25 protein-coding genes are annotated in these 25,905 nt (G+C 62.4%); 7 read left to right on the top strand and 18 right to left on the bottom strand.

Annotation, left to right across the window (positions count from 1 at the left end):
* Positions 1 to 24: 24 nt before the first annotated feature.
* Complete coding sequence (gene ptsP / locus J3B00_RS03565) at positions 25 to 2,304, bottom strand: phosphoenolpyruvate--protein phosphotransferase (protein WP_209863873.1); 2,280 nt, start codon at positions 2,302 to 2,304, stop codon at positions 25 to 27.
* A gap of 22 nt (positions 2,305 to 2,326) precedes the next feature.
* Positions 2,327 to 2,806 carry an RNA pyrophosphohydrolase gene (locus J3B00_RS03560; RefSeq protein WP_186555901.1) on the bottom strand — a complete coding sequence of 160 codons (480 nt, stop codon included), beginning with the start codon at positions 2,804 to 2,806 and terminating at the stop codon, positions 2,327 to 2,329.
* Positions 2,807 to 2,947: 141 nt separating this feature from the next.
* Between J3B00_RS03560 and J3B00_RS03555 the strand changes: the two genes are divergently transcribed.
* Positions 2,948 to 3,604: an HAD family hydrolase gene (locus tag J3B00_RS03555; protein WP_209863870.1), complete on the top strand. Its 657-nt coding sequence runs from the start codon at positions 2,948 to 2,950 to the stop codon at positions 3,602 to 3,604.
* Positions 3,605 to 3,635: 31 nt separating this feature from the next.
* On the opposite strand, the gene J3B00_RS03550 is transcribed toward J3B00_RS03555, so the two are convergent.
* Both J3B00_RS03550 and ilvA read right to left on the bottom strand, forming a co-directional pair.
* Positions 3,636 to 4,061 (bottom strand): DUF2269 family protein, encoded by a 426-nt coding sequence (locus J3B00_RS03550; protein WP_209863866.1) that lies wholly within the window; start codon positions 4,059 to 4,061, stop codon positions 3,636 to 3,638.
* Positions 4,062 to 4,193: 132 nt separating this feature from the next.
* Positions 4,194 to 5,708, bottom strand: a complete 1,515-nt coding sequence (ilvA, locus tag J3B00_RS03545) for a threonine ammonia-lyase, biosynthetic (protein ID WP_209863862.1) — start codon at positions 5,706 to 5,708, stop codon at positions 4,194 to 4,196.
* Between the two features lie 145 nt (positions 5,709 to 5,853).
* On the opposite strand from ilvA, the gene rpiA reads away from it, so the two are divergent.
* Positions 5,854 to 6,528, top strand: a complete 675-nt coding sequence (rpiA, locus tag J3B00_RS03540) for a ribose-5-phosphate isomerase RpiA (protein ID WP_209863859.1) — start codon at positions 5,854 to 5,856, stop codon at positions 6,526 to 6,528.
* A 111-nt stretch (positions 6,529 to 6,639) separates the two neighbouring features.
* Here the strand turns inward: rpiA and J3B00_RS03535 are convergent, their stop codons facing one another.
* The 4 genes from J3B00_RS03535 to J3B00_RS03520 form a co-directional block, all read right to left on the bottom strand.
* The gene (locus J3B00_RS03535) at positions 6,640 to 7,551 is read right to left on the bottom strand and encodes an SdiA-regulated domain-containing protein (RefSeq protein ID WP_209863856.1); all 912 of its coding nucleotides are present in this window, start codon (positions 7,549 to 7,551) and stop codon (positions 6,640 to 6,642) included.
* A gap of 90 nt (positions 7,552 to 7,641) precedes the next feature.
* Positions 7,642 to 8,568: an SdiA-regulated domain-containing protein gene (locus J3B00_RS03530; RefSeq protein WP_209863853.1), complete on the bottom strand. Its 927-nt coding sequence runs from the start codon at positions 8,566 to 8,568 to the stop codon at positions 7,642 to 7,644.
* A 204-nt stretch (positions 8,569 to 8,772) separates the two neighbouring features.
* The gene (locus J3B00_RS03525) at positions 8,773 to 9,438 is read right to left on the bottom strand and encodes a fumarylacetoacetate hydrolase family protein (protein WP_209863850.1); all 666 of its coding nucleotides are present in this window, start codon (positions 9,436 to 9,438) and stop codon (positions 8,773 to 8,775) included.
* A 25-nt stretch (positions 9,439 to 9,463) separates the two neighbouring features.
* Positions 9,464 to 10,861 (bottom strand): FAD-binding oxidoreductase, encoded by a 1,398-nt coding sequence (locus J3B00_RS03520; RefSeq protein WP_209874561.1) that lies wholly within the window; start codon positions 10,859 to 10,861, stop codon positions 9,464 to 9,466.
* A 170-nt stretch (positions 10,862 to 11,031) separates the two neighbouring features.
* On the opposite strand from J3B00_RS03520, the gene serA reads away from it, so the two are divergent.
* Positions 11,032 to 12,261 carry a phosphoglycerate dehydrogenase gene (gene serA, locus J3B00_RS03515; RefSeq protein WP_209863845.1) on the top strand — a complete coding sequence of 410 codons (1,230 nt, stop codon included), beginning with the start codon at positions 11,032 to 11,034 and terminating at the stop codon, positions 12,259 to 12,261.
* An 874-nt stretch (positions 12,262 to 13,135) separates the two neighbouring features.
* Here serA and J3B00_RS03510 read toward each other — a convergent pair.
* Complete coding sequence (locus J3B00_RS03510) at positions 13,136 to 13,612, bottom strand: DUF4399 domain-containing protein (RefSeq protein WP_209863842.1); 477 nt, start codon at positions 13,610 to 13,612, stop codon at positions 13,136 to 13,138.
* 226 nt (positions 13,613 to 13,838) lie between these two features.
* Here J3B00_RS03510 and J3B00_RS03505 point away from each other — a divergent pair, with 226 nt between their 5' ends.
* The gene (locus J3B00_RS03505; protein ID WP_209863839.1) at positions 13,839 to 14,327 is read left to right on the top strand and encodes a transporter substrate-binding domain-containing protein; all 489 of its coding nucleotides are present in this window, start codon (positions 13,839 to 13,841) and stop codon (positions 14,325 to 14,327) included.
* A 120-nt stretch (positions 14,328 to 14,447) separates the two neighbouring features.
* Here the strand turns inward: J3B00_RS03505 and J3B00_RS03500 are convergent, their stop codons facing one another.
* Together J3B00_RS03500 and J3B00_RS03495 are read right to left on the bottom strand one after the other, a co-directional pair.
* Positions 14,448 to 14,945 (bottom strand): DUF523 domain-containing protein, encoded by a 498-nt coding sequence (locus tag J3B00_RS03500; protein WP_209863836.1) that lies wholly within the window; start codon positions 14,943 to 14,945, stop codon positions 14,448 to 14,450.
* On the bottom strand, positions 14,932 to 15,555 hold the full coding sequence (locus J3B00_RS03495) for a 2OG-Fe(II) oxygenase (RefSeq protein ID WP_209863833.1): 624 nt from the start codon (positions 15,553 to 15,555) through the stop codon (positions 14,932 to 14,934). Before J3B00_RS03495 ends, J3B00_RS03500 begins: the two co-directional genes overlap by 14 nt.
* A 120-nt stretch (positions 15,556 to 15,675) precedes the next feature.
* Here J3B00_RS03495 and J3B00_RS03490 point away from each other — a divergent pair, with 120 nt between their 5' ends.
* Positions 15,676 to 16,428 (top strand): DUF2059 domain-containing protein, encoded by a 753-nt coding sequence (locus tag J3B00_RS03490; protein WP_209863829.1) that lies wholly within the window; start codon positions 15,676 to 15,678, stop codon positions 16,426 to 16,428.
* On the opposite strand, the gene J3B00_RS03485 is transcribed toward J3B00_RS03490, so the two are convergent.
* The gene (locus J3B00_RS03485; RefSeq protein ID WP_209863825.1) at positions 16,429 to 17,355 is read right to left on the bottom strand and encodes an alpha/beta hydrolase; all 927 of its coding nucleotides are present in this window, start codon (positions 17,353 to 17,355) and stop codon (positions 16,429 to 16,431) included.
* 112 nt (positions 17,356 to 17,467) lie between these two features.
* On the opposite strand from J3B00_RS03485, the gene J3B00_RS03480 reads away from it, so the two are divergent.
* On the top strand, positions 17,468 to 18,037 hold the full coding sequence (locus J3B00_RS03480) for a DUF6436 domain-containing protein (RefSeq protein WP_209863822.1): 570 nt from the start codon (positions 17,468 to 17,470) through the stop codon (positions 18,035 to 18,037).
* Here J3B00_RS03480 and J3B00_RS03475 read toward each other — a convergent pair.
* A complete protein-coding gene (locus J3B00_RS03475) occupies positions 18,016 to 18,582 on the bottom strand; it encodes a sugar O-acetyltransferase (protein WP_209863819.1) in 567 nt (188 codons plus the stop codon). The two genes, J3B00_RS03480 and J3B00_RS03475, sit on opposite strands and share 22 nt — an antisense overlap.
* 86 nt (positions 18,583 to 18,668) lie before the next feature.
* Between J3B00_RS03475 and J3B00_RS03470 the strand changes: the two genes are divergently transcribed.
* Positions 18,669 to 21,035, top strand: a complete 2,367-nt coding sequence (locus J3B00_RS03470; protein WP_209863816.1) for a penicillin acylase family protein — start codon at positions 18,669 to 18,671, stop codon at positions 21,033 to 21,035.
* 189 nt (positions 21,036 to 21,224) lie between these two features.
* Here J3B00_RS03470 and J3B00_RS03465 read toward each other — a convergent pair whose 3' ends face one another.
* The 5 genes from J3B00_RS03465 to J3B00_RS03445 all read right to left on the bottom strand — a co-directional run bounded on the left by J3B00_RS03465 (position 21,225) and on the right by J3B00_RS03445 (position 25,899).
* Positions 21,225 to 22,010 (bottom strand): MetQ/NlpA family ABC transporter substrate-binding protein, encoded by a 786-nt coding sequence (locus tag J3B00_RS03465; protein WP_209863812.1) that lies wholly within the window; start codon positions 22,008 to 22,010, stop codon positions 21,225 to 21,227.
* 135 nt (positions 22,011 to 22,145) lie between these two features.
* Positions 22,146 to 23,090 carry a sigma 54-interacting transcriptional regulator gene (locus tag J3B00_RS03460; protein WP_209863809.1) on the bottom strand — a complete coding sequence of 315 codons (945 nt, stop codon included), beginning with the start codon at positions 23,088 to 23,090 and terminating at the stop codon, positions 22,146 to 22,148.
* 63 nt (positions 23,091 to 23,153) lie between these two features.
* Positions 23,154 to 23,735 carry an alpha/beta hydrolase gene (locus J3B00_RS03455; RefSeq protein WP_209863805.1) on the bottom strand — a complete coding sequence of 194 codons (582 nt, stop codon included), beginning with the start codon at positions 23,733 to 23,735 and terminating at the stop codon, positions 23,154 to 23,156.
* 1,038 nt (positions 23,736 to 24,773) lie between these two features.
* Entirely contained in the window at positions 24,774 to 25,175 is a 402-nt protein-coding gene (locus tag J3B00_RS03450) for a biopolymer transporter ExbD (protein ID WP_119147001.1), read from the bottom strand.
* Between the two features lies 1 nt (position 25,176).
* Positions 25,177 to 25,899 carry a MotA/TolQ/ExbB proton channel family protein gene (locus J3B00_RS03445; RefSeq protein WP_209863802.1) on the bottom strand — a complete coding sequence of 241 codons (723 nt, stop codon included), beginning with the start codon at positions 25,897 to 25,899 and terminating at the stop codon, positions 25,177 to 25,179.
* Positions 25,900 to 25,905 lie beyond the last annotated feature (6 nt).

The following is a 25,905-nucleotide window of genomic DNA, read 5'->3' as shown; positions in this document are numbered from 1 at the left end:
GGGGCGCTACGCGCCCCCGGTACCTCAAAGTATCTTGTCGGCGCCAGGCCCGATCATCCGCGCCAGCCCCAGGTTCTTCAGGGCCAATTGCAACGAGCTGTGGATAACCTGCGGGTTGTCATGGCTCATGGCATCGGCAAGCAGCTCCTTGGCCTTGCTCATGTTGATCTGGCGCAGCATCCACTTCACCTTGGGCAGGTTGGTGGCGTTCATCGACAAGCTGTCGAAGCCCATCGCCATCAGCAGGATCGCCGCCGCCGGGTCACCGGCCATTTCGCCACAGATACTCACCGGCTTGCCTTCGGCATGCGCATCGCGCACCACTGTCTGCACCGCCTGCAGCACCGCCGGGTGCAGGTAGTCGTAGAGATCGGCCACCCGCGGGTTGTTGCGGTCGACGGCCAGCAGGTACTGGGTCAGGTCGTTGGAGCCGACCGAGAGGAAGTCCACCTGGCGCGCCAGCTCTTTGGTCTGGTACACCGCAGCAGGAATCTCGACCATCACCCCCACCGGCGGCATCGGCACGTCGGTGCCTTCATCACGCACTTCGCCCCAGGCACGGTGGATCAGGTGCAGGGCTTCTTCCAGCTCGTGGATGCCAGAGATCATCGGCAGCAGGATGCGCAGGTTGTTCAGGCCTTCGCTGGCCTTGAGCATGGCGCGGGTCTGGACCAGGAAGATTTCCGGGTGGTCGAGGGTGACGCGGATGCCGCGCCAGCCCAGGAAGGGGTTTTCTTCCTTGATCGGGAAGTACGACAGCGACTTGTCACCGCCGATGTCCAGGGTACGCATGGTCACCGGCAGAGGATGGAAGGCGGCCAACTGCTCGCGGTAAATCGCCAGCTGCTCTTTCTCGCTGGGGAAGCGCTGCTGGATCATGAACGGCACTTCGGTGCGGTACAGGCCGACCCCTTCGGCACCTCGCTGCTGCGCGCGCGCGACGTCAGCGAGCAGGCCGGTGTTGACCCACAACGGCATGCGGTGACCATCCGGCGTCACGCACGGCAGCTCGCGCAGCGCGTCCAGGCCTTTGGCCAGTTCGCGCTCTTCTTCGACCACTTCGCTGTACTGCTTGCGCAGCACATCGCTGGGGTTGGTGAACACCTCGCCCTTGTAGCCGTCGACGATCATTTCGATGCCGTCGACCTTGGAGTACGGCAGATCGACCAGGCCCATGACCGTCGGAATGCCCATCGCCCGAGCCAGAATGGCCACGTGCGAGTTGCCCGAACCGAGTACCGAGACCAGGCCGGCCAGCTTGCCTTCCGGCACTTCGCCAAGCATCGCCGGGGTCAGCTCTTCACTGACCAGGATGGTATTTTCGGCATACACCAGCGTCTGCGAACGGGCTTCCTGCAGATAGGCCAGCAGGCGTCGACCGAGGTCCTTGACGTCGGAGGCGCGCTCGCGCAGGTAATCGTCGTCCATCAGTTCGAAGCGATTGACGTGCTCGCCAACCACCTGACGCAGCGCGCCCTGGGCCCACTGGCCGGTCTTGATGACTTCGACCACTTCACCGCCAAGGGCGGCGTCTTCGAGCATCATCAGGTAGACGTCGAACAGCGCCCGTTCTTCCGGGCGCAACTGGGTGGCGAGCTTGGCCGACAGTTTGCGCATGTCGGCGCGCACGCCTTCGAGGGCGTTGTTGAACAGCTTGAGTTCGGCGTCGATGTCATCGACGGTCTTCTCCGGGACCACTTCAAGGTCGGCCGGCGGCAGCATGACCACTGCGCGGCCAACGGCGGCACCCGGCGAACCCGGCACACCGACGAAGCGCGCTTCCTGGATACCCTTGCCCTGGCGGCCGAGGCCGCGAATCGAGCCGGTCGCCTCGGCGTGGGCGATAACCCCGGCGAGCTGTGCGCTCATGGTGACCAGGAAGGCTTCTTCGCCTTCGTCGAACTGGCGGCGCTCCTTCTGCTGGATGACCAGCACCCCGACCACCCGGCGGTGGTGAATGATCGGCGCACCGAGGAACGACGCGTAACGCTCTTCGCCGGTTTCAGCGAAGTAGCGGTAGCGCGGGTGGTCGGCGGCGTTTTCCAGGTTCAGCGGCTCTTCACGAGTACCGACCAAGCCGACCAGCCCCTCGTTGGGGGCCATGCTGACCTTGCCGATGGAGCGCTTGTTCAGGCCTTCGGAGGCCATCAGCACGAAGCGGTTGGTTTCCGGGTCGAGCAGGTAGACCGAGCAGACCTGGCTGCCCATGGCCTCCTTGACGCGCAAGACAATGATCCCCAACGCCGTCTTGAGATCTTTGGCGGAGTTCACTTCCTGGACGATCTTGCGCAGCGTATTGAGCATGGCTCGGGGTCGAACTCCGTCGTCAGTCGCGCGTCAGCAGGCGCGGTGCTAGCTCTTTCAGGGCGCGACGATAGACCTCGCGCTTGAATGTCACTACCTGGCCCAACGGATACCAATAGCTGACCCAGCGCCAGCCGTCGAATTCCGGTTTGCCGGTAAGGTCCATGCGCACCCGTTGCTCATTGGTGACCAGGCGCAGCAGGAACCACTTCTGTTTCTGCCCGATGCACAGCGGCTGGCTGTGCGTGCGCACCAGACGCTGGGGTAAACGATAACGCAACCAGCCACGGGTGCAGGCAAGAATTTCCACATCGTCGCGCTCAAGGCCGACTTCTTCATTCAGCTCACGGTACAGGGCATCTTCCGGCGTTTCGTCAGGGTTGATGCCACCCTGGGGAAACTGCCAGGCATCCTGGTTGATCCGCCGAGCCCATAGCACCTGCCCGGCATCATTCGTGAGAATGATCCCGACATTGGGGCGAAAACCATCCGGGTCGATCACGGCAGCAACCTCGCAAACGCATGTCACCGCATTGTTCCACAAAGCTCACGAGCGCAGCAACGCGCCCGCCAAGCTTATGTGCAGCGAGCCAAAAACTTCGTATTCTGCGCAGCCACCCTCTGCCTCAAGCGAGTGACCGCGATGCGCCTGGCTTTATTCGACCTGGACAATACCCTCCTCGGCGGCGACAGCGATCACGCCTGGGGTGACTATCTGTGCGAACGGGGAATTCTTGACCCGATTGCCTACAAGCAACGTAACGATGCCTTCTACCAGGACTACCTCAATGGCACCCTGGACCTGCAGGCCTACCTGGCCTTCTCGATGGAGATCCTCGCCGCCACCGAGCCGGCCACGCTCGACGAATGGCACCGCGACTTCATGCGCGACTGCATCGAGCCGATCATCCTGCCCAAGGCTCTGGCCCTGCTGCGCCAGCACCGCGAGGCCGGCGACAAGCTGGTGATCATTACCGCCACCAACCGCTTCGTGACCGCGCCGATCGCGCGGCGCCTGGGGGTGCGGACCCTGCTGGCCACCGAATGCGAGCGGGACGGCGAACGTTTTACCGGGCGCAGTACCGATATACCGTGTTTCCGTGAAGGCAAAGTGACGCGACTGCAGCGCTGGATGCTGGAGAACGGTTACGACCTGGAGGGGAGCTACTTCTATAGCGACTCGATGAACGACCTGCCACTGCTCGAGCAGGTGGAACATGCAGTGGCAGTCGATCCGGATGCGAAGTTGCAGGCAGAGGCGCTGAGCCGCGGCTGGCCCGTGATCTCTCTGCGGGATTGAGAGGCAGGGGCTGCTGCGCAGCCCTGTCGCCTCAGACCGGCTTGGCGCCCATCAAACCGGCGATCGACAGGAAGCACACCCCACTGAACACCGCCAGCGCCAAGGTCAAGCGCAGCTCGGCAGGCTCAGCTCGGCGCAGCCGGTTCAGGCGCACCAAGAGCCACCAGACGCTGAAGGCGCCGACGGTATAGATGACACTGGAGGCCAGCAGCCAGGTCTGCCCCAGCGGCCAGCCCACCAGGTGCACCAGCCACCAGCCGGTGAACGGCATGCTTACCAGGCACAGCCCCATCAGCAGCCAGACGAATAGCAGCGGTCGGCGCAGCAGCTGGCCGTAGACATTGGCATCGCCCCGGCGCTTGGCGCGCCAGGTCCAGATCGCCAGCCCCAGCGCGCCTGCCAGTAGCAGCACGGTGGCGAGGACATGGGCAGTCTTGAGGGTGATGAGGTATTCCATGGTTTGGTCCTTGGGTTGCGCTTGCTGGCCTCTTCGCGGGGCAAGCCCGCGCCTACAGGGGCTTGTGTTTACCAGGAACCTGCAGGCGCGGGCTTGCCCCGCGAAGAGGCCCTTGAGGCCTAGCTTAGCCGGTCAGCCCAAAAACAGCCTGTACGCCGGGTTCTCGGTCTCGTCCCAATACGGGTAACCGATCTTGGCCAACGCCGCCGGCACCAGGTGGCGCTCATCCTCCGGCACCTGCAGCCCCGCCACCACTCGGCCATCGGCCGCGCCATGGTTGCGGTAGTGGAACATCGAGATATTCCAGCGTCCGCCCAGCTTGTTGAGGAAGTTGAACAACGCCCCCGGCCGCTCGGGAAACTCGAAGCGCAGCACGATCTCGTCACTGGCACCGGCCGAATGCCCGCCGACCATATGGCGGATGTGCAGCTTGGCCAGCTCGTTGTCGGTCAGGTCGGTAACCGGGAAGCCCTGATCGGTCAACTGCTGGACCAACAGCGCACGCGGATCGTTTTCGGGATGCGTCTGCACGCCAACAAAGATGTGCGCCTCGTCCGAGGTGTGCTTGCGGTAGTTGAATTCGGTGATCTGGCGCTTGCCGATGGCCTCGCAGAAGGCCTTGAAGCTTCCCGGCCGTTCGGGGATGGTCACGGCAATGATCGCTTCGCGCTTTTCACCCAGCTCGGCCCGTTCGGCGACGTGGCGCAGGCGGTCGAAGTTGACGTTGGCGCCCGAGTCGATGGCTACCAGCGTATGCCCGGTAACGCCGGTCATCTCGACGTATCTTTTGATCCCCGCAACCCCCAGGGCACCAGCAGGCTCGGTGATCGAGCGGGTATCGTCGTAGATATCCTTGATCGCCGCGCAGATCTCGTCGGTACTTACCGTCACCACTTCATCGACGTGCAGCCTGCAGATATCAAAGGTGTGCTGGCCGATCTGCGCCACTGCAACACCGTCGGCAAACAGCCCGACCTGCGGCAACACCACCCGCTCGCCAGCAGCCATGGCCGCCTGCAGGCAGTTGGAGTCATCTGGCTCGACGCCAATCACCTTGATCTCGGGCCGCAGGTATTTGACGTAGGCAGCAATGCCGGCAATCAGCCCGCCGCCACCGACCGGGACGAAAATCGCGTCCAGACGGCCTGGGTGCTGGCGCAGGATCTCCATGGCCACGGTGCCCTGGCCGGCAATGGTATGCGGGTCATCGTAGGGGTGGATGTAGACGAAGCCCTTTTCCTCGACCAGTTTCAACGAGTAGGCCAGCGCCTCGGGGAACGAATCACCGTGCAAAACCACCTTGCCACCGCGCGAGCGCACGCCTTCGATCTTGATCTCGGGGGTGGTCTTGGGCATGACGATGGTCGCTTTGATGCCCAACTCGCGCGCCGCCAGGGCAACACCCTGGGCATGGTTGCCGGCCGAGGCGGTGACTACGCCGCGGGCAAGCTCTTCCGGGCTCAGCTGGGCCAGCTTGTTGTACGCCCCGCGGATCTTGAACGAGAACACCGGCTGCAGGTCCTCACGCTTGAGCAGGATCTGGTTGCCCAGGCGCTTGCTCAGCTGGCCGGCGCTGTGCAACGGGGTTTCGACCGCAACGTCGTAGACGCGCGAGGTGAGGATCTTCTTGACGTACTGTTCGAGCATCGGGAAAGCATCACTGGCCGCGGGACAAGGGCTGCGAGTCTACCCCAGCGCTACGTCGGCGGACCACAGCAAAGCCGAGGTTTTGCCGGCACTTGCCGCTATACTACGCGCCTCTCGAAACTCCCCTGCCCCTCTCGGAGCCCGCATGACCCAGGACCAACTCAAACAGGCCGTCGCCCAGGCCGCCGTCGATTTCATTCTGCCCAAGCTGGATGCAAAAAGCGTCGTCGGCGTCGGTACCGGTTCGACCGCCAACTTCTTCATCGACGCCCTGGCCCAGCACAAGACCGCCTTTGACGGCGCGGTTGCCAGCTCTGAGGCCACTGCAGAGCGTCTGAAGGGCCATGGCATCCCGGTCTACGAGTTGAACACGGTCAGCGAGCTGGAGTTCTACGTGGATGGTGCCGACGAGAGCGACGCGCACCTGAACCTGATCAAGGGCGGCGGCGCGGCCCTGACCCGCGAGAAGATCGTCGCGGCAGTGGCCAAGACCTTCATCTGCATCGCCGATGGCAGCAAGCTGGTACCGGTGCTGGGCGCCTTCCCGCTGCCGGTCGAAGTGATCCCGATGGCGCGTAGCCACGTCGCCCGCCAACTGGTGAAGCTGGGTGGCGATCCGGTCTACCGCGAAGGTGTGTTGACCGACAACGGCAACGTCATCCTCGATGTGTACAACCTGCAGATCATCGACCCTGTCGCTCTTGAGAGCCAGATCAACGCGATCGTTGGCGTGGTGACCAATGGCCTGTTCGCAGCGCGTCCAGCAGACCTGCTGCTGCTGGGCACTGCTGAAGGCGTGAAAAGCCTCAAGGCCGAGTAAACCCAATCGCGGGACAAGCCGCTCCCGAGCAGCCCTGTTTACCTGGGTATCAGGGCTGCACCATGACGGCGCGGGAGCGGGCTTGCCCCGCGATGAAGGCCTTCTACACAATCAATCGGCCGGCTGCTTGAACACATAAAACAGGTTCGGCTCACTTACCAGATAGATGGTCCCGGCATCATCCATGGCAATCCCTTCCGCCTGCGGCACGTTCTTCTGCAACCCCTGATAACCCTTGTTCAGCGACAGGGTGCTCAGCGGCTTGCCCGTTACGTCCAGTTCCACCACCAGCCGCGACTCGTCCGACAGGGCCAGCAGATGCCCGCTGCGCTCATCGAACTGCAGGCTCGACAGATCCCGCACGAACAGCCGTGAATCACGCTTGCGGTCCTGCACCACATGTACCGCATAAGGCTGCTCGGGGCTTTCATGGGGGAAACCGTGCACCTCGTAGATGACCATCGGGTCGCGCTCCTTGGCCACGAACAGGCGCTTGCCCACCGAGTCATAGGCCAGGCCTTCGAAGCCTTTGTTGCCATTGAGGCCGATGCCAAGGGTCAACTGCTCGGCATCGTTGGCGTCGAGGAACAGCGTGTCGTCATCGAGGCGTACGCGGATCAGCCGTTGCTGGCGCTCATCGGTGATCACGAAGGTGTTGGGCCCGATGTACTCCACCGCCTCCGGGTCGCCAAAGCCGGTCAAGGGTACCCGCCGCAAAATACGGCCATCCAGGGACAGCTCGATCAATTCGGAGCGTTTGTTGGTGACGCTGAACAGCGTCTTGCGCTCAGGGTCGTAGGTCAGGGCCGAGATATCATCGTCCAGCCCGTCGATGACCTGGGCCTCGACCACGACCTGATAGCGCCCCAGGCCAATGCCCGCTTCGCTCGGTTGCCACCAGGTCTTGAGGTTGAACCAACCCCGCTCGAACAGGCGAAACTCTTGCCCGGCCAGGCCCAGCAGGAGCAGCGAGGGCACACCGAGGATCAACAGGAGCAGTGGCAGGCGAAGGTAACGGCGCATAGAGGCAGACTCGGCGAAAGGATGGCGAATCTAACCACGAACAGCTGAAGTAAAGCTTAATGCCAGCATCGGAAAAATCCGAATCTGCTGTCAGTTTTTCTTGAAGCGATAGAACAGATCAGGCTCGCTGACCATGTACAGCGTGCCCTGCTCGTCCATGGCCACCCCCTCAGCCCGCGGCACGCGGTCTTCCAGGCCATTGAACCCGCCGAGCAAGGTCATGAAGCTGACCTGGTTACCGTTCTCGTCAAGCTCCAGCAGCATGTTCGAGTCAGCCGAGAGCACCAAAAGGTGCCCGGTGCGCGGATCGATGCCCAACGCCGACAGATTGCGCAGGTCGAGCTGATCATTGGCCAATGGCTGTTTGTCACCGGTCAGCGGGCTCCGGCCATCAGTACTCCAGGTGAACAGCTTCGGCGGACGCTCTTCACCGATCACCAGGCGCTGGCGCGCCGGATCCCAGGCGACCGCTTCAAAGCCCTTGTTGCTCTTCACCGACGTGCCCAGGTCGTAGCGCTGGAAATCGTCGCGCTTGAGCGCCGTGGTAGTGGCGTCGACTTTCACCAGGGTGATGTCATGGCCACGCTCGTCGACGATAGCCAGCAGGCCGTCTTCAAGCACAGCGACACCTTCGGGGTTTTCCCAGCCTTCCAGCGGCATCTTGCGCAGTACGTCACCGTCGAGGTTGAGCTCGACCAGGAACGGGTTCTTGCCCATCACCGCAAACAGGCTGCGGGTGCGCGGGCTGTAGGCCAGGTCGGAAGCCTCGTCATCTTCCATGCCGGGCAATACCTTGGCATCGATGTCTACCGTGTAATCGGGCAGCCACACGCTTTCACTGCGTTCGTTGGAACTCTCGAAGCGCTCCTTTACCCACAACAAACCACGATCATCCCAGTGCATGGCGATGGACAAGCCGTAGCCGATGACGGCCGTTACGCCGAGCAGGAACGGCCAACGCAGGAACACACTGCGTTTGCGCGACGAAGGACGAGAAGCGCTGGAGGGAGATGCCATGGTGGGAGAATTCCTGCGGATGCCGAGTTTTCCCTAACCGCGGCAGATGGACATAGGTGGGCGCATTATCCGGATTGTTTGTGAAAAAAACGCTAATTGGCGAGCGTTCTTGCCGGTAGTTCCGCCCCTTCGCGGGGCAAGCCCGCTCCTGCAGGATAGATTGCAGGAGCGTTCTTGCCCCGCGAAGAGGCCAGCGTTACGGGATCACAGCACCCGGCTCTCGAACCGGCTCACACCCGGCAACTCCAGCACCAGCTCGTCACCGACATTGAACGGGCCGACACCCGCTGGCGTACCGGTGAGGATCACGTCACCCGGATGCAGCGAGAAGTGCGAGGCCATGTGCTGGATGATCGGCACGATAGCGTTGAGCATCATCGCGCTGTTACCGTCCTGGCGCACTTCGCCATTGATGGTCAGGCGGATGCCGATGTCAGTGACATCCTCGAAGCTCGAAGCAACCACAAAGGGCGGCAGTACGCAGGCGCCATCAAAGCACTTGGCCGATTCCCACGGGAAGCCCTGCTCACGCAACTTGGTCTGCACGTCACGCAGTGTCAGGTCCAGTGCCGGCGCGTAGCCGGAGATCGCGTCGAGCACTTCCTCTTTGGTGGGATGGGCCGACAACGGCTTGCCCAGCAGCACCGCGATTTCTGCCTCGTAGTGCACCGAGCCACGCTCGGTCGGGATCTTGAAACCGCCTTCCAGTGGCACCACGCAACTGCCTGGCTTGATGAACAGCAGGGGCTCGGTCGGAATGGGATTGCCCAGTTCCTTGGCGTGCTCGGCATAGTTGCGCCCCACACAAACCACCTTGCCCAACGGGAAGTGGATGCGGGTGCCGTCTACATACTGATGCTGGTAACTCATGACCGACTCCTTCTGCTTACTGCTTTTATTCAGGAGCGAAGATCTTACCCGGATTCATGATGCCGTTAGGGTCGAAGACGGCCTTGATTGCCTTCATGCAGGCAATTTCATCCGCCGAACGGCTGTAACCCAGGTAGTCGCGCTTGGTCATGCCCACGCCATGCTCGGCAGAAATCGAGCCGTTGTAGCGCTCGACGATCTCGAACACCCACTTGTTGACCCGGGCACACGAAGCAAAGAACGCATCCTTGCTCATGTCATCGGGCTTGAGAATGTTCAGGTGCAGGTTGCCGTCACCAATGTGGCCGTACCAGACCACTTCGTAGTCCGGGTAGTGTTGCGCGACGATGGCGTCTATATCACGCAAGAACGCCGGCACCTTGGAGACCGTGACCGAGATGTCGTTCTTGTAGGGCGTCCAGTGCGAGATGGTCTCGGAAATGTACTCGCGCAACTTCCAGAGGTTTTTCAGCTGGGTTTCGCTCTGGCTCATCACCCCGTCGAGCACCCAGCCCTGCTCGACGCAGTGCTCGAAGGTGGCCAGGGCATCGTTGGCGACATCTTCGTTGCTTGCCTCGAACTCGAGCAAGGCATAGAACGGGCAATCGGTATCGAACGGCGGCGGGACATCGCCGCGGCCCATGACCTTGGCCAGGGCCTTGTCGGAAAAGAACTCGAAGGCGGTCAGGTCGAGACGGCCCTGGAAGGCATGCAGTACCGGCATTATCGAGTCGAAATCAGGCGTACCCAGCACCATCGCGGTGAGGTTACGCGGCGCCCGGTCCAGGCGCATGGTCGCTTCGACGACAAAGCCCAGCGTGCCCTCGGCGCCGATGAACAGCTGCCGCAGGTCATAACCGGTGGCGTTCTTGATCAGGTCCTTGTTCAGTTCGAGCAGGTCGCCCTTGCCGGTGACCACCTTCAGGCCCGCGACCCAGTTGCGCGTCATGCCATAGCGAATCACCTTGATCCCGCCGGCATTGGTAGCGATGTTGCCGCCAATCTGGCTTGAGCCGGATGAGGCGAAGTCGACCGGGTAATACAGCCCGTGATCTTCGGCGAACTGCTGCAGTTGGCGGGTGACCACGCCAGGCTGGCAGACCACGGTGCGGTCGAACTCATTAAAGGAAAGAATCTGGTTCATGTAGTCGAAGGCCACGACCACTTCGCCATTGGCTGCCACGGCGCCAGCGGAGAGGCCGGTGCGTCCGCCGGAGGGGACCAGCGCGACCTGGTGCCGATTGGCCCAGGCAACGATTGCCTGCACCTGCTCGAGGGTCTTGGGTAAGACGATGGCGCTTGGCGCAGGGGGATAATGCTTGGTCCAGTCCTTGCCGTAAGCCTCGAGGGAAGCGGGATCGGTAAGGACCTTGCCAGGGTCGACCAGGGTCATCAGCTCATCAATTACCGCAGGGTGGGTCATCGCTGGAACTCTCGACTTATTCATAGTCACCCTGAGCACTCTTCACCTGTCGGTATGGGCTCAGATTGTGTCGCGTATGCTAGCATAGCCCTCCCGCTGTTCGTGCTAAGGCCGACGCCGCGCCGCATTACCCCCTCGCCATTATTTCTCCGGGATACAGGTTTACGCAGATGAGCAAGACTTCTCTCGACAAGAGCAAGATCAAGTTCCTTCTTCTTGAAGGTGTGCACCAGAACGCGGTCGATACCCTCAAGGCTGCCGGCTACACCAATATCGAGTACCTCACGGGTTCGCTGCCGGAAGCTCAGCTGAAGGAAAAGATCGCCGACGCCCACTTTATCGGTATTCGCTCCCGCACTCAGCTCACCGAAGAGATCTTCGACTGCGCGAAGAAACTGGTCGCGGTTGGCTGCTTCTGCATCGGCACCAACCAGGTCGACCTGGGCGCGGCCCGCGAGCGCGGTATCGCCGTGTTCAACGCACCGTACTCGAACACCCGTTCGGTGGCCGAGCTGGTGCTGGCCGAGGCGATCCTGCTGCTGCGTGGCATCCCTGAGAAAAACGCGGCCTGCCACCGTGGTGGCTGGATCAAGAGCGCGGCCAACTCGTTCGAGATCCGCGGCAAGAAGCTCGGCATCGTCGGTTACGGCTCGATCGGCACGCAGCTGTCGGTCCTGGCCGAGAGCGTGGGCATGCAGGTGTACTTCTACGATCCGCTGACCAAGCTGCCGCTGGGCAACGCCACTCAGGTGGGTAGCCTCAACGAGCTGCTGGGCCTGGCCGACATCGTCTCGCTGCACGTGCCTGAGCTGCCGTCCACCCAGTGGATGATCGGCGAGAAGGAAATCCGTGCGATGAAGAAGGGCTCGATCCTGATCAACGCCGCCCGTGGCACCGTGGTCGAGCTCGACCACCTGGCCGCCGCCATCAAGGACAAGCACCTGATCGGCGCTGCGATCGACGTGTTCCCGGTCGAGCCGCGCTCCAACGACGACGAGTTCGAAAGCCCGCTGCGCGGCCTGGACAACGTGATCCTGACCCCGCACATCGGTGGCTCCACCGCCGAAGCCCAGGCCAACATCGGCCTGGAAGTGGCCGAGAAGCTGGTCAAGTACAGCGACAACGGTACTTCGGTGTCGTCGGTCAACTTCCCGGAAGTTGCCCTGCCGGCCCACCCAGGCAAACACCGCCTGCTGCACATCCACGAGAACATTCCGGGCGTGCTCAGCGAGATCAACAAGGTGTTCGCCGAGAACGGTATCAACATTTCGGGTCAGTTCCTGCAGACCGACGAGAAAGTCGGTTACGTGGTGATCGACGTGGATGCCGAGTACTCGGACCTGGCGCAAGAGAAGCTGCAGCACGTCAAGGGCACTATCCGCTCGCGCGTCCTGTTCTAAGGTTCTCTGCTGGATGAAGAAGGGAGGCCTTGGTGGCCTCCCTTTTTTTTGGTTCTTCATGGATTGTTGGGGGAGATGAACTGCTGGCTTGGCTGGCTGGCTTAGGAATTGTGGACTTATCCATTTGATGTGGTGGCCCCACTGGCCCCTTCCGCCCTTACGGCGGGTCACTTTTTTTCTTGGAAAAAAGTAACCAAAGACCGCCTGCTCCTGCATCCGGCCTCCTGACGTCGCGAAGTTACGGGTGGCGTCTGGGCTGGCGTTGTTTTTGATAATGGCATGGGTGGTGGATATTCGGGCCTCTTCGCGGGGCAAGCCCGCTCCTACAGGGATTACGCCGAATTCATAATCTGCGCCACCCCTGTAGGAGCGGGCTTGTCCCGCGAAGAGGCCGGTACTGAAAATGCAAATCGCAGGGCGCAGCCCTGCCAGCTACACCACAAATCCGCAGGTAGATAAACAAAGCGAGAGCGAAGCGATTCGCCAGCAGTTGCCCTGGCTGTTGATCTTGATCTTGATCTTGCTCTTGATCTACCAGCGACTTCAGGAGGCCGAGTGGAGGTCTTGCGCAGGGAGGTGGAGGCCATGGATGGCCGGAAAGCGCTGAGGCCCAGGATGGGCCGTACAGCGCGGTCCTCCCGGAGCAAGACCGGAGCGAGGGAACCCGTAGCGCAGCGGAGGGCCGTATGACGGAGCAAGCGGTTTTTGGTTACTTTTTTCCAAGAAAAAAAGTGACCCGCCGTAAGGGCGGAAGGGGCCAGAAAAGTCACCCCATCAAATGGATAAGCCCCCAACCCACAAGCCCCAGAGCCCCAGAGCCCCAGAGCCCAGCCCAGCCCAGCCCAGCCCACAGGCTCCACCGCAGGAAGCAAGCTTACTTGACGTCAACCGTAATCTTGTTCGACTCGACGCTCGGCTTGAACGGCACGTGATACTGGTCACCCAGTACCAGTTGCAGAGTGTGCTTGCCTGGCGTCAGGGTAATCGTTGCCTCAGTCTGCGCCTTGCCGAAATGCAGCACCTGCGGCCCCGCAGGCAGCGGCGCGTTGTTTTCAGGCATCAGGCTGGTCGGCAGCGGCATATCCTCGAGCGGCTGCTTGTCGACGTCCACCAGCAAGTGATGGTGGCCAGTGTGCGGGGTCTGGTCACCCGCTGGCTTGAGCTGCATACCCTCGATGCCGAACTTGACGGTAAAGGTCTTGTCGACCGTCGCGCCATCGGCAGGGGAAACAATGAAGACCTTGGCGTCTTTCGGCGGCTCGTGGCTCTTGAGGCCATCCGCGGCATTGGCCAACGCCGCCGCTCCCATCAGCAGACCGGCAACGGCAGCACGCGAAAATAGGCTGTTCATTCACTTCTCCTGTGATTCACTTCATTGACCGCCACCCATAAACGGTTGGCAGCGGACATTCAACATAGTCCAATTGTGCCCGGAGGTGTCTAAATCCGGCGTCACAAAAAATTCACCATCAACCAAAACATTAACAGGGAGACACGGTCATAGCCTGCGTTCGACCGGGACAGGCGGAAAAAGTCGCGGCGAATGAAATTCACCTGCCGAACAAGAAGGGACACTCATGCGTTTGACCATTGGCGTACTGCTGGCAGTACTGATCAGTCCGTTGGCCCAGGCCGAGCTGATAGACGAAATCAACGACCGGGGCGAACTGCGCATTGCCGTGCAAGCCGATACACCGCCCTACGCCTTCAAGGAGGCCGAACACCTGACCGGCTTCGAGATCGAGCTGGGCCAGGCCTTGGCCAAGGAACTGGACCTGCGCGCCGCGTTCATCGACACGCCAACTGCCGAAGTGCTGCCGGGGGTGGAGAGCGGCAAGTTCGATATCGCCCTGAACCAGCTGAATGCCGGGCAGAAGGTCGATGCGGCGCTGGATGTCAGCGATTCGTTTGGCAAAGCCAAGCGGGTGATCCCGTTCCAGAAGGACAACCCGGCGTTTGAGAGCGCAATGAACAACGCCCTGCAACGGATCAAGGATGACGGCAGATTGGCGGCATTGGAGCAGAAGTGGCTTGAGGGTGGCGAGCAGCCTACGGCGGGGCAGTGAATTCTGGGGCCGCTACGCGCCCCATCGCGCTACAAGGCCGCTCCCACAGCGCCTGAGCCTTTAGCTGTACATGTGGGAGCGGCCTTGTGGCGCGATGGGCTGCACAGCAGCCCCAAGGGCCTAAAGCCCTTCCACCGCCCGCTGTGCCGCCTCCAACTCCAGCTCACTGAACACCAGCACCCCTTCACCGCGCAATAACGCCGTGGTCACGCCCTCCCCCGGCACCTTCACCCCGGTGAACGTGCCATCGTAGGTCAGCGCATTGCCACACGACGGGCTGCCGGACTTGAGCACCGCAACCTTGATCGCATGCCGGCGCACCAGCGTCAGCGCCATCTGTGCACCAGCCACGAACGCTGCAGTGAAATCCTCACCCGACACCGCGATCACCTGCGCCTGCCCGGCAAGCACCTGCACGCCTTGTCCGCCGGGGATCTCCGCAGGTGGCCGCGGCGTCGGCAAGCCGCCAGCGACTTCCGGACACAGCGGCACCACCCGGCCCTCGGCCTGCCAACGCTGCAGCAGGTCGGGATGGCCACTGGCGCGCCCGTCATAACGCACCGGCTGGCCGAGCAGGCAGGCACTGACCAAGACCCGTGGCAATTCAGAACGGCTCATTGCCACGCCGCCGGAACCAGCCGGTCAAGGACAGTCGATCACGCCCGGTCACCAGCACTTCATGAGGCACATCGCCGGACAGAAACACCACCAGCGTGCCCCCGGTCGGCTGTACATCATGCTCACGCTCATCGGCGAGGAACATCCGCAGCTCGCCACCATCGCCTGGCTGCCAGTCCGAATTGAGATAGAACACCGCCGACACCGCGCGCCGGTCGTCATCACGGAAGCGGTCAAGATGGCGCTTGTAGAACGCCCCAGCTGGATACAAGGCGAAGTGGCACTCGTAGTCCTCAAGCCCGAGGAACAAACCCTGATTGATCGCCTGGCGCAAATCGTCCATGGCTGTCAGGTACTCGTCGCAGACCTCGGACTCGCCCGGTTCCAGCCAGAGGATATGATCGCCACGGATCGTCTCGCGCACCTCCTGGGCAGCGCCGCGGCCAACGCCAGCAGGGTTCAGCTCGCCTTCGGCGGCGCGCCGCCGGCATTCGGTGGCCAACGCGCTGACCAGCCCGGCAGGCAGAAAGTGCGCCTGCTGGGACCAGCCTTGGCAGGCCAGGTCATCGACAATGGCCGACAGCATCGGGAATTCGGGAGTATTGTGCATGGCGCATCATATCCATTCGCCCTGCCCCCCTCCAGCGCCACTTGGCTGACGTTCGTCATTGCGTCTCGACAAACTCCCGCCCCGCCACGGACAATAGCGCACTGCCGACAGGAGTCCTGAATGCGCCGCTTGTTTTCCCTGCTGTTGCTGATGATCTGCACCATGCCTGTCTGGGCAGACAGCCTCGATCAGCTGTACAAGGCCGCCGGCTGGCCCGACCAGCGCGCCCACTTTACCGACGCCGTGAGTGCTGCCCAACAGCGCTACCGCAATAGTCTGCCGCCTGCGGTTTACCAGGCACTGGTCAGCAACAGCAACCAGCGCTTCCAGGCCCAGGCCATGGACCAGCGTGCCCAGGCACAGCTGCGCAGCAATCTGCCCAACCCAGCCCCGGCTCTGGCGTTTTTCCAGTCGCCGCTGGGACGCAAGGTGGTGGCCGCTGAGTTGCTCGCCACGCGCAAGGACCAGCTGGCAAAAAACGCCAAGGGCCTGCCAAAGATCCAGGCCAGCGACACCCGCCAACTGATCATCGGCCACCTGGCCCAGGCCCTGCCTGCGCGTGAAGCGGGCGCCGAAGTCAGCCTGGCGATTGCCGGGGTTGCCGCTGACAGCCTCAGCTCGATGATCCCCGGCCTGTTCGGCGGCGGTCAGGCCCAGGGGCTGCTCGATGGCCAGCGCCAGCGCCTGATGAATCAGATCGGCGAAGACCTGAACAACACCTTGCTGTATGTCTACCGCGACCTCAGCGATGCGGAGCTGGAAGAGTTCTCCACCTTCGCCGAATCCGCCGAGGGCCAAGCCTATTACAAGGCGGCACTGGCCGCCGTGCGTGGCGGGCTGGCCGTCGGGCAGAGTGGCAACGAACTCAAATGATCAGCTCAGGCGCTGATCGATAAAGTCGAAGTAACGCTGGCGAATGCCCGGCAGTTCGTTGGCCAAGTGGTGGCGAGCCTCGGGCAACATGAGGATCTGCGGATCGGCGAACTTGGCCTTGAGCACTTTGAGGTTATACGGCCAATCGACCGTAGCATCCGCCTCCCCTTGCACGATCAACGGCCGCCGCGCGCTTGGCGGTGCGGCTTCGATGCGCTTGACCCAGGCCACCAACGCTCCCACCCAGGCGGTCGGCAGGCGCCGCGGTTGCAGGGGATCGGCCTGCAGAAACGGCAGAAAGGCCGGGTCGGTGCTGTTCTCGCTGAACTGCCGTTCGATGCCATTGACGAAGTGGCGCAGCACCCGATAGCTCAACTTCGACCAGTGCCAGGCGCGCGGCCGCACCAGCGGTGCGAGCAGGATCACCTGACCGTCCACCGGGCTGCGCTCGCCGGCATGCAGCAGGTGATCGACGGCGATTGCGCCGCCGGTACTCTGCCCACAGAGGTGCCAGGGACGGGGCAGCGCGAGTTGTCTGGCCTGCTCGAACAACGCATCGAGCACCTGCTGATACAGCGAGAAGTCGTTGATGCTGGCCCGCTCACCACTGGACAAGCCATGCCCCGGCAGGTCGCAGCTGATCACGGCGAAGCCCTGCTTGAGCGCCCACTCGATCACGTGGCGGTACAGGCCCATATGGTCGTAGTAGCCGTGCAGCAGGAACAAGGTCGCACTGGGCTGCTCAGGTAGCCAGGCCTGCCCGACCAGGTCGAAGCCCGCCGCCTGAAAGCCACCCAGCCAGCTGGCTACCGGCAGGTTCAGTCCATAGAAGCGCTGGTAATCCTGGGCTTGTGCCGATAGCGGCTGGCGAGCGGTCAACGGCGCCAGGCTGGGGCGCAGGAGGTCGGGGTGAAAAGCAGCGGGCATCAGGTACATCCGGAGCGAGTATTGATCTGTGATATTCAGGTCTTAGCCTCATCGTGGCAAGCTAGGGCACCTTCGAATGAGCAACATCGCTCCCCTGTGGGAGCGGATATCCATGAATAAGCGAATCATCAAACCGCTATGCACGGTACTCGCCGTTCTGGCCGGCACCGCCCTCCTCTGGCTGGCCTACGACAGCTTCCAGGCGCGCTACCTGCGCCCGTTCGACAACCAGACCACCTTCTTCGATGGCAGCCAACTGCGCCTGCCCACCGAACTCGCCGGCCCCGGGCCGATCCGCGTAGTGCATTTCTGGGACCCGGCCTGCCCCTGCAATGTCGGCAACCAGCAACACCTGGGCGAATTGATCGAGCACTTCACCCCGTTAGGTGTCAGCTTCCACTTGGTGCAGAAGCCCGGCAGCCACGGCCAGCTGCCGGCGAACCTGACCAGCCTCAATGCCATCGCCCACTTGCCTGGTAGCGAGCACCTGCCCGCATCCCCAGCCGTGGCGATCTGGGACCGCCAGGGCCGGCTGGCCTACTTCGGACCCTACAGCGAAGGTGCGGTGTGCAACTCGAACAACAGCTTCATCGAGCCGGTGCTCAAGGCGCTGCTTGAAGACCGCAAGGTGAATGCCTCCAACACCTTGGCTGTGGGCTGCTACTGCCCCTGGGCAGGCTGACGCACCCTGGCCGGGTTGCCCACCACCACCGCACCCGCAGGCACATCACGGGTCACCACGCTGCCTGCGCCGACCACTGCATCATCGCCAATGCTCACCCCGGGCAGAATGATCGCCCCACCACCGATCCAGACATTGTTGCCAATGTTCACCGGCCGACCGCTTTCCAGGCCGGTGCGGCGCACCGTTGGGTCAAGAGGGTGGTCAGCGGTATAGATCTGCACCGAGGGCGCAATCTGGCAATCCGCGCCGATGTGCACTGGCAGTACATCGAGAATCACGCAGTTGAAGTTGATGAAGGTGTTGGCACCGACCGTGATGTTGTAACCGTAGTCGCAGAAGAACGGCGGGCGGATCACCACGCTTTCGCCGACACTGGCAAAGTGTTCGGCGAGCAATGCGTAGCGGTCTTCGTTGAGCAACTCGACGTTGTAGTTGTAACGCTGCATCCAATGCCGGTTGGCAGTCTGTTCGGCTTGCAGCTCGGGGCAGCCGGCGTGGTAGAGCTGACCGCTGAGCATTTTCTGTTTTTCGCTGAGGGACATGGAAACTCCTTTCGAGGGCTATGCTCTGTTCGCGAATCCGTCGATGATCTGACCACCGTTTGCGTTCGAATGCACAAGGAGTCTCGATGAAACGCAGCCTCACCCTGCTGGCCATTGTCATCATTGCCGTGGCCGCTGGCGGCGGTTATTGGTACGTGCAAGGCAAACAGCCGCAGCGCCAGGGCGAGCTGACCGTCAACGGCCTGCAGGCGCCGGTCAGCGTGCGCTACGACGAACGCGGTGTGCCGCATATCCAGGCGCAGAACGAAACCGACCTGTACCGCGCGCTGGGCTATGTGCACGCCCAGGATCGCTTGTTCCAGATGGAGATCCTGCGTCGACTGGCCCGCGGCGAACTGGCTGAAGTGCTGGGCAGCAAGCTGGTGCCCACCGATACGCTGTTCCGCAGCCTGCGCATTCGCGAACAAGCTGCGCGCATGGCTCAGCGCCAAGACCATCAGGGGCCGGCCTGGCAAGGCTTGCAGGCCTATCTGGATGGCGTCAATCAATGGCAGGCCAGCCATCCCAAGCCGATCGAGTTCGACCTGCTTGGCATCGCGCCGCGCCCGTTCACCGCTGAGGACACACTGAGCATCGCCGGCTACCTCGCCTACAGCTTCGCCGCAGCGTTTCGTACCGAGCCGGCACTGACCTACATTCGCGACCATCTGGGCGCCGACTACCTGAAAATCTTCGACCTCGAATGGCAGCCCGAGGGTGCGCTCGGCACGCCATTGGCGGCCGCCGACTGGCGTAACCTGGAGCAACTGGCCCGGCTCAGCAGCGACGCCCTGCGCGAAGCCGGCATTGGCCAGTTCGAAGGTAGCAACGCCTGGGCAATTTCGCCCGATCGCACCCGCAGCGGCAGCAGCCTGCTGGCCGGCGACCCGCATATCGGCTTTGCCGTCCCGGCGGTGTGGTACGAAGCTGAACTGTCGGCGCCCGGCTTCAACCTCTATGGCTATTTCCAGGCGCTCAACCCGTTCGCCCTGCTCGGCCACAACCGCGACTTCGGCTGGAGCCTGACCATGTTCCAGAACGACGATGTCGACCTGATCGCCGAGAAACCACACCCAACAAATGCCGATCAGGTGCTGATCGATGGCCAGTGGCAGCCGTTGGAAACCAGCCAACAGCAGATCAGGGTCAAGGGCGAGGCCCCAGTCGATATCACCCTGCGCCGCTCAGCCCACGGGCCGATCGTCAACAGCGTGCTCGGCGAGAGTGGCGGAACCACGCCGATCGCCATGTGGTGGGCATTTCTGGAAACCGAGAACCCACTGCTCGAAGGCTTCTATCAGCTCAACCGGGCCGACACTGTGGCGAAGATGCGCCTGGCGGCGGTGAAGATCCAGTCACCCGGGCTGAATCTGGTCTGGGCCAATGCGCGCGGCGATATCGGCTGGTGGGCAGCTGCGCAGTTGCCGATCCGTCCGGAGGGGGTCAACCCTGCGTTCATCCTCGATGGCAGTAGCGGCCAGGCACGCAAGCTCGGTTTCTACCCCTTCAGCGTCAATCCACAGCAGGTAAACCCCGCCAGCGGCTACATCGTTTCGGCCAACTACCAGCCGCCTGCCAGTGTCCCGGTACCGGGCTACTACAACCTGGCCGATCGCGGCCGCCAGCTCGACCGGCAGTTGGCCAATCCTGAGATCAAGTGGGATGTGCAGAGCAGCCAGGCACTGCAGTTGGACACCAGCAACGACTACGGCCCGCGCACCCTGGCAGCGCTGCTGGCGACCCTGCGCGCGATTGCCGAAGGTGAACAGGAACAGGAACTGGTCGAGCAACTGGCGGCGTGGCGCGGCGATTATCCGCTGGACTCGACCAGCGCCACCCTGTTCAACCAGTTCCTGTATGAGCTGGCCTATGCGGCGCTGCACGATGAGTTGGGCGACAGCTGGTTTCCGGTGCTGATCAGCACGCGGGCCATCGACGCCGCGCTGCCGCGGCTGGCGGCCGATGCCGACTCGCCCTGGTGGGACACCCGCGGCGGCAATCAACGCAGCGACCGCACGGCCATCGTCCGTGAAGCCTGGGGCAAGAGCCTGGCGCATCTGCGCGAGACGTTCGGCAAGGACCCGGCTAGCTGGCAGTGGGGCAAGGCGCACACGCTGACGCACAATCATCCGCTGGGGGTGCAGAAGCCGTTGAACCTGTTGTTCAACGTCGGCCCGTTTGCCGCGCCGGGAAGCCACGAAGTGCCGAATAACCTCTCGGCCAAGATCGGCCCTGCGCCATGGCCGGTGACGTATGGACCCTCCACCCGACGGGTGATCGATTTTGCCGATGTTGGTCAGGCGCTGAGCATCAATCCGGTTGGGCAAAGTGGGGTGCCGTTTGATCGGCATTATCGCGATCAGGCAGAGGATTACATCGAGGGGCGGTACCAGCGGGCGCAGCTGGGGGTGATCCCGGCGCGCAGTACCTTGAGGTTGGTGCCGGCCAAGTGATTGATTGCGCGTCAGTGATGGCCTCTTCGCGGGGCAAGCCCGCGCCTACAGGATCCGGCTATGGCCCGATCACATGCCCCACGCAAACCTTGTAGGAGCGGGCTTGCCCCGCGAGGAGGCCATCACTGACAGCACAAAAAAAGCCGACGCAACTGCGTCGGCTTCTTCTAGCACTTCCACTCACGCGCATCAAAACGCCGGCAACACCGCACCGCTGTACTTCTTGGCGATGAAGGCCTTCACCTCAGGGCTGGTCAGCGCCTTGGCCAGCTTCTGAATGGCTTCGCTGTCCTTGTTATCAGGACGCGCCACCAGGAAGTTCACGTAAGGCGAATCAGCACCTTCGATTACCAGCGCGTCCTTGGCCGGGTTCAGACCCGCTTCCAGCGCATAGTTGGTGTTGATCATGTCCAGGTCGACCTGGTCAAGCACACGCGCCAGCATGGCCGATTCCAGCTCTTTGAACTTCAGGTTCTTCGGGTTCGAGGCAATGTCTTTCGGCGTCGCCAGAGCGTTCTTCGGATCTTTCAGGGTGATCAGGCCAGCCTTCTGCAGCAGGATCAGGGCACGGCCGCTGTTGCTGCCTTCGTTAGGAATGGCAACGGTTGCGCCATCTTTCAGCTCGCTGAGGTTCTTGATCTTCTTGGAGTAGCCGCCGAAGGGTTCGACGTGCACGCCAATCACGGTTTCCAGGTGAGTGCCCTTGCCTTCGTTGAAGCTCTTCAGGTACGGCAGGGTCTGGAAGTAGTTGGCGTCCAGACGCTTCTGGTCGACCTGCACGTTCGGCTGAACGTAATCAGTGAAGACCTTGATCTCGAGGTCGACGCCTTCTTTGGCCAGGGTCGGCTTGATCAGCTCGAGAATCTCGGCGTGCGGCACCGGGGTAGCGGCAACGATCAGTTTTTCCGCCGCGTGGGCCACGCCAGTCAACGACAGGGCAGCAGCCAGGGCCGCGGTCAGCAGGGATTTCTTCATGGTGATCCTTAATCAAGCTGGGCCATCGGCGATGGCAATGTGGGGTGCCCAGCGCTGCGCTGGGCGTGACGCGGACGATACCGGGATTTCTTATGCCGGAACAATATCTTTTACTTAGCTGCTTATGCCAAATTCCTACAGCTCTGCGGGAAGCTGGGCCAAGGTCTGCTCCAGCAAGCGGCGTAGCGCTGTAGCGGTTTCCGGCTCACGGCTACGCGCCAGTTGCCCCAACTGCCCGGCCAGGCTGGTCAAGGGTGCGGTATCTGGCAGGTCGAGATGCTCGGGAAGAATCTCCTCACCCTCGCTGACCAGCAGGGCGAAGTGAATGACGTTCTCCAGCTCGCGGGTATTGCCCGGCCAGCGGTGGGCCTCGAGCGCCTGCTGGGCCTGGTCGCTGATCAGCGGCACGGTACGCTCGAGGCGCGCACTGTAGATACCGACAAAGTATTCTGCCAGCGGCAGGATATCGCCAACCCGTTCACGCAGTGCCGGCAACTCGAGCTCACCCTCGTTCAGGTAGTGATACAGGCGTTCGTTGAACAGCCCGGCCCGCACCGCCTGCGCCAGATCGATACTGGAGGCGGCGACCAGGCGCACGTCCACCGGCTGCGGATGCGAAGCCCCGACCCGAGTGACCTCACGATTTTCCAGCGCCGCCAGCAGCTTGCCCTGAATGGCCAGCGGCAGATCGGCGATCTCGTCCAGATACAGCGTGCCGCCATTGGCCGAACCGAACCAGCCAGCGCGGCTGCTGGCCGTGCCGCCATGGCTGCCGGCGCTGTAGCCGAACAGTTCGGCATCCGCGTAGGTGTGGCTGATCGCCGCGCAATTGACCGAAACGAACAGCCCGGCACGGTCGCTGGCGCGATGAATCTGCCGCGCCAGCAACTCCTTGCCAGTGCCGGTCTCACCGCGGATCAGCACCGGCAGCGGCTGCGGCGCCAGGCGTTCGAGGGCCTGGCGTAGCTGTTGCGAGCGCGGATCGACGAACACCAGCGCCTTGGCGCGGATGCTCAGCGGGCTTTTATCCAGCTCGGGGAAGGTCAGCATGGGCTGGCCGAATGGGGCGTGAAAAGTCATGACAAACTCCCGCCCGGGGCCGCTGCCGGCCGGGCGTCTGGGTATTCAGTAGAAACCGCCGGATCAGGCTCGGCGCAGCGTGTGGTGCTCGATCCGACTCTGCAGACGGTAGAGGTAGGCAAAGCCCTGCTCCCACCGCTCATGACCGGACTTGACGTTGATGTGCCCAGCGTTGGCCAGCAGTCCTGCCTCGGCGCCCCACGACTGGGCCAGGTACAGCGCCCGTGGGACGTTGACCGCCGGGTCGTTGTCGGAGCTGACCACCTGGCTGGGAAACGGCAAGGGCTGCAGCGGGATCGGGGCAAAATTGCGCAGTGCCGGCGCGCAGGTCGGCCGCTCGACATCTGCCGGGGCCACCAGCAAGGCGCCGCGCACGCGCGCGAGCAGCGCCGGGCTGGCCGTTGCCGCCCAATGCGCGACGGTGATGCAGCCCAGGCTATGGGCGATGAGAATCACCGGCGAGCTGTCGGCGGCGATCGCCTGCTCGAGTGCCTGAACCCAATCGCGGCGCAGCGGGGTAAGCCAATCGTGCTGCTCGACCCGGGCGCTGTTGGGCAGGCTGCGCTGCCAGTGACTCTGCCAATGGTTGTCTGGCGATCCTTGCCAGCCCGGCACAATCAGGTAACGAATCGACTCATTGCGCATGGGGACGCCTCCCTAAGTTTGCGTGCTTGGAGACCAGTATAGGGAGGGAGTTATATTCGTAAAGGAATAAGAAGCTATTTGTTAATAACCATTTGCTTGGTGTGACTGTGACGGTGTCCTCGCGGGGCAAGGGCGCTTTTATAGGGTTGGACGGGGCTTGGCTTGGCTGGCTGGCTCAGGCATTGCGAGCTTATCCATTTGATGTGGTGGCGCCACCGGCCCCTTCCGCCCTTACGGCGGGTCACTTTTTTTCTTGGAAGAAAGTAACCAAAAACCGCCTGCTCCTGCATCCGGCCCTCCGCTGCGCTGCGGGTCCCCTCGCTCCGGTCTCCTGAAGTCGCGAAGTTACGGGCGGTGTCTGGGCTGGCGTTGTTTTTGATAGTGGCGTGGGTGGTGGATATTCGGGCCTCTTCGCGGGGCAAGCCCGCTCCTACAGGATTCGCCGAATTCAAAATCTGCGCAATCCCTGTAGGAGCGGGCTTGTCCCGCGAAGAGGCCGGTACAGCCAATGCAAATCGCAGGGCGCAGCCCTGCCAGCCACCCCACAAATCCGCTGTTAAATAAACAAAGCGAGAGCGCAGCGATTCGCCAGCCGTTGCCCTGGCCGTTGATCTTGATCTTGCTCTTGATCTACCAGCGACTTCAGGAGGCCGAGCGCAGGTCTTGCGTAGGGAGGTGGAGGCCATGGATGGCCGGAAAGCGCTGAGGCCCAGGATGGGCCGTACAGCGCGGTCCTCCCGGAGCAAGACCGGAGCGAGGGAACCCCGAAGCGCAGCGTAGGGGCCGGATGCAGGAGCAAGCGGTTTTTGGTTACTTTTTTCCAAGAAAAAAAGTGACCCGCCGTAAGGGCGGAAGGGGCCAGTGGCGCCACCACATCAAACGGATAAGCCCCCAACCCACAAGACCAAGACCAAGACCAAGACCAAACCCAGAGCCCAGCCCCATCGCCCCGCCAATCCATGAAAAACCCAAAAAAAGGGCCACCCCCCTGTCGAGAGAAGCAGCCCTGAAGCACTTGCCTGAAGAAACATCCACCGTTTAACGCGCAGTAATCACCGCCAGCTTGGTAATCCCAGCGCGCTCGATCGCCGCCATCGCCCGCGCCACCTCGCCGTAATTCACACCATCGTCGGCCTGCAATTGCACACGCAGTTCAGTGTCCTTGGCCTTGGCCGCCTTGAGGTTGGTTTCCAGCAGGTCCGGCTGGATCTCATCCTTGTTGATAAACAACTTGCCGCCGCCATCGATACTCACCACCAACGGGTCCTTCTGCTCGACCGGCGCGACGGCCTCGGTCTTGGGCAGGTTGATCGGGATGGCGTTGGTCAGCAGCGGTGCAGTGACGATAAACACCACCAGCAGCACCAGCATGACGTCCACCAGCGGTGTGACGTTGATTTCACTGAGGACTTCGTCGTTATCCTGGGTCGAGAAAGCCATGTCAGGACGCCTCTTTCACAGGTTGGGTGAAGCCGGTCTGGGCCCGGTGGGTAGCCGGGTGAACCAGTACACGGAAAGCACTCTTCTGCGCCAGGCTGTAGAAGTCATGAGCAAAGTCATCGAGGTCGGCGGCCGTCAGCTTGAGGCGACGCAGGAAGTAGTTGTAGACCAGCACCGCCGGCACCGCGACGGCAATACCGACGCCCGTGGCGACCAACGCCGCACCGATCGGACCTGCAACGGTTTCCAGGCTGGCAGAACCTGCCGCACTGATCCCCTTGAGGGCTTCCATGATGCCCCAGACCGTACCGAACAGGCCGATAAAGGGCGAGGTGCTGCCGATACTGGCGACTACCGCCAGGCCGGTTTCCAACGAGCGCCGCTCACGCACGATCTGCTGGCGCAGGGCGCGTTCGAGGCGGTCCTGGTGGTTGATCGACTGGCTCAGGTCACTGGCGTGTCCAGGCTCGCCGACAGCGATCGCGGCGTAACCGGACTGGGCCACTCGCGCCGCAGGGCCAGGCAGCTCATGGCTGATTTCGGCCGCTGAATCCAGGCTCGAAGCAGCCCAGAACTGCTGATGGAAGCGTTTGTCCTGGTTCTTCAGGCGCACGAACTGCACCACCTTGACCAAGGCCAGGCCCCAGGTGACGACGGAGAAACCAACCAGCAGCCAGATGACTGCGCTTTCAACGGATTCGAGGGGGGATGCCAACAGGCTCATGATGAT

Source organism: Pseudomonas sp. BP8 (assembly GCF_017875955.1).
In the GTDB taxonomy this organism is placed as follows: Bacteria; Pseudomonadota; Gammaproteobacteria; order Pseudomonadales; family Pseudomonadaceae; genus Aquipseudomonas.
Note: the sequence above shows the minus strand (reverse complement) of the source record. Positions and strands in the feature narration are given on the sequence as shown.

Coding starts and splice junctions, on each gene's coding strand:
- ptsP (WP_209863873.1), bottom strand. CDS start 2,304: ATGCTCAATACGCTGCGCAAGATCGTCCAGGAAGTGAACTCCGCCAAA.
- J3B00_RS03555 (WP_209863870.1), top strand. CDS start 2,948: ATGCGCCTGGCTTTATTCGACCTGGACAATACCCTCCTCGGCGGCGAC.
- J3B00_RS03550 (WP_209863866.1), bottom strand. CDS start 4,061: ATGGAATACCTCATCACCCTCAAGACTGCCCATGTCCTCGCCACCGTG.
- ilvA (WP_209863862.1), bottom strand. CDS start 5,708: ATGCTCGAACAGTACGTCAAGAAGATCCTCACCTCGCGCGTCTACGAC.
- rpiA (WP_209863859.1), top strand. CDS start 5,854: ATGACCCAGGACCAACTCAAACAGGCCGTCGCCCAGGCCGCCGTCGAT.
- J3B00_RS03535 (WP_209863856.1), bottom strand. CDS start 7,551: ATGCGCCGTTACCTTCGCCTGCCACTGCTCCTGTTGATCCTCGGTGTG.
- J3B00_RS03530 (WP_209863853.1), bottom strand. CDS start 8,568: ATGGCATCTCCCTCCAGCGCTTCTCGTCCTTCGTCGCGCAAACGCAGT.
- J3B00_RS03525 (WP_209863850.1), bottom strand. CDS start 9,438: ATGAGTTACCAGCATCAGTATGTAGACGGCACCCGCATCCACTTCCCG.
- J3B00_RS03520 (WP_209874561.1), bottom strand. CDS start 10,861: ATGACCCACCCTGCGGTAATTGATGAGCTGATGACCCTGGTCGACCCT.
- serA (WP_209863845.1), top strand. CDS start 11,032: ATGAGCAAGACTTCTCTCGACAAGAGCAAGATCAAGTTCCTTCTTCTT.
- J3B00_RS03510 (WP_209863842.1), bottom strand. CDS start 13,612: ATGAACAGCCTATTTTCGCGTGCTGCCGTTGCCGGTCTGCTGATGGGA.
- J3B00_RS03505 (WP_209863839.1), top strand. CDS start 13,839: ATGCGTTTGACCATTGGCGTACTGCTGGCAGTACTGATCAGTCCGTTG.
- J3B00_RS03500 (WP_209863836.1), bottom strand. CDS start 14,945: ATGAGCCGTTCTGAATTGCCACGGGTCTTGGTCAGTGCCTGCCTGCTC.
- J3B00_RS03495 (WP_209863833.1), bottom strand. CDS start 15,555: ATGCACAATACTCCCGAATTCCCGATGCTGTCGGCCATTGTCGATGAC.
- J3B00_RS03490 (WP_209863829.1), top strand. CDS start 15,676: ATGCGCCGCTTGTTTTCCCTGCTGTTGCTGATGATCTGCACCATGCCT.
- J3B00_RS03485 (WP_209863825.1), bottom strand. CDS start 17,355: ATGCCCGCTGCTTTTCACCCCGACCTCCTGCGCCCCAGCCTGGCGCCG.
- J3B00_RS03480 (WP_209863822.1), top strand. CDS start 17,468: ATGAATAAGCGAATCATCAAACCGCTATGCACGGTACTCGCCGTTCTG.
- J3B00_RS03475 (WP_209863819.1), bottom strand. CDS start 18,582: ATGTCCCTCAGCGAAAAACAGAAAATGCTCAGCGGTCAGCTCTACCAC.
- J3B00_RS03470 (WP_209863816.1), top strand. CDS start 18,669: ATGAAACGCAGCCTCACCCTGCTGGCCATTGTCATCATTGCCGTGGCC.
- J3B00_RS03465 (WP_209863812.1), bottom strand. CDS start 22,010: ATGAAGAAATCCCTGCTGACCGCGGCCCTGGCTGCTGCCCTGTCGTTG.
- J3B00_RS03460 (WP_209863809.1), bottom strand. CDS start 23,090: ATGACTTTTCACGCCCCATTCGGCCAGCCCATGCTGACCTTCCCCGAG.
- J3B00_RS03455 (WP_209863805.1), bottom strand. CDS start 23,735: ATGCGCAATGAGTCGATTCGTTACCTGATTGTGCCGGGCTGGCAAGGA.
- J3B00_RS03450 (WP_119147001.1), bottom strand. CDS start 25,175: ATGGCTTTCTCGACCCAGGATAACGACGAAGTCCTCAGTGAAATCAAC.
- J3B00_RS03445 (WP_209863802.1), bottom strand. CDS start 25,899: ATGAGCCTGTTGGCATCCCCCCTCGAATCCGTTGAAAGCGCAGTCATC.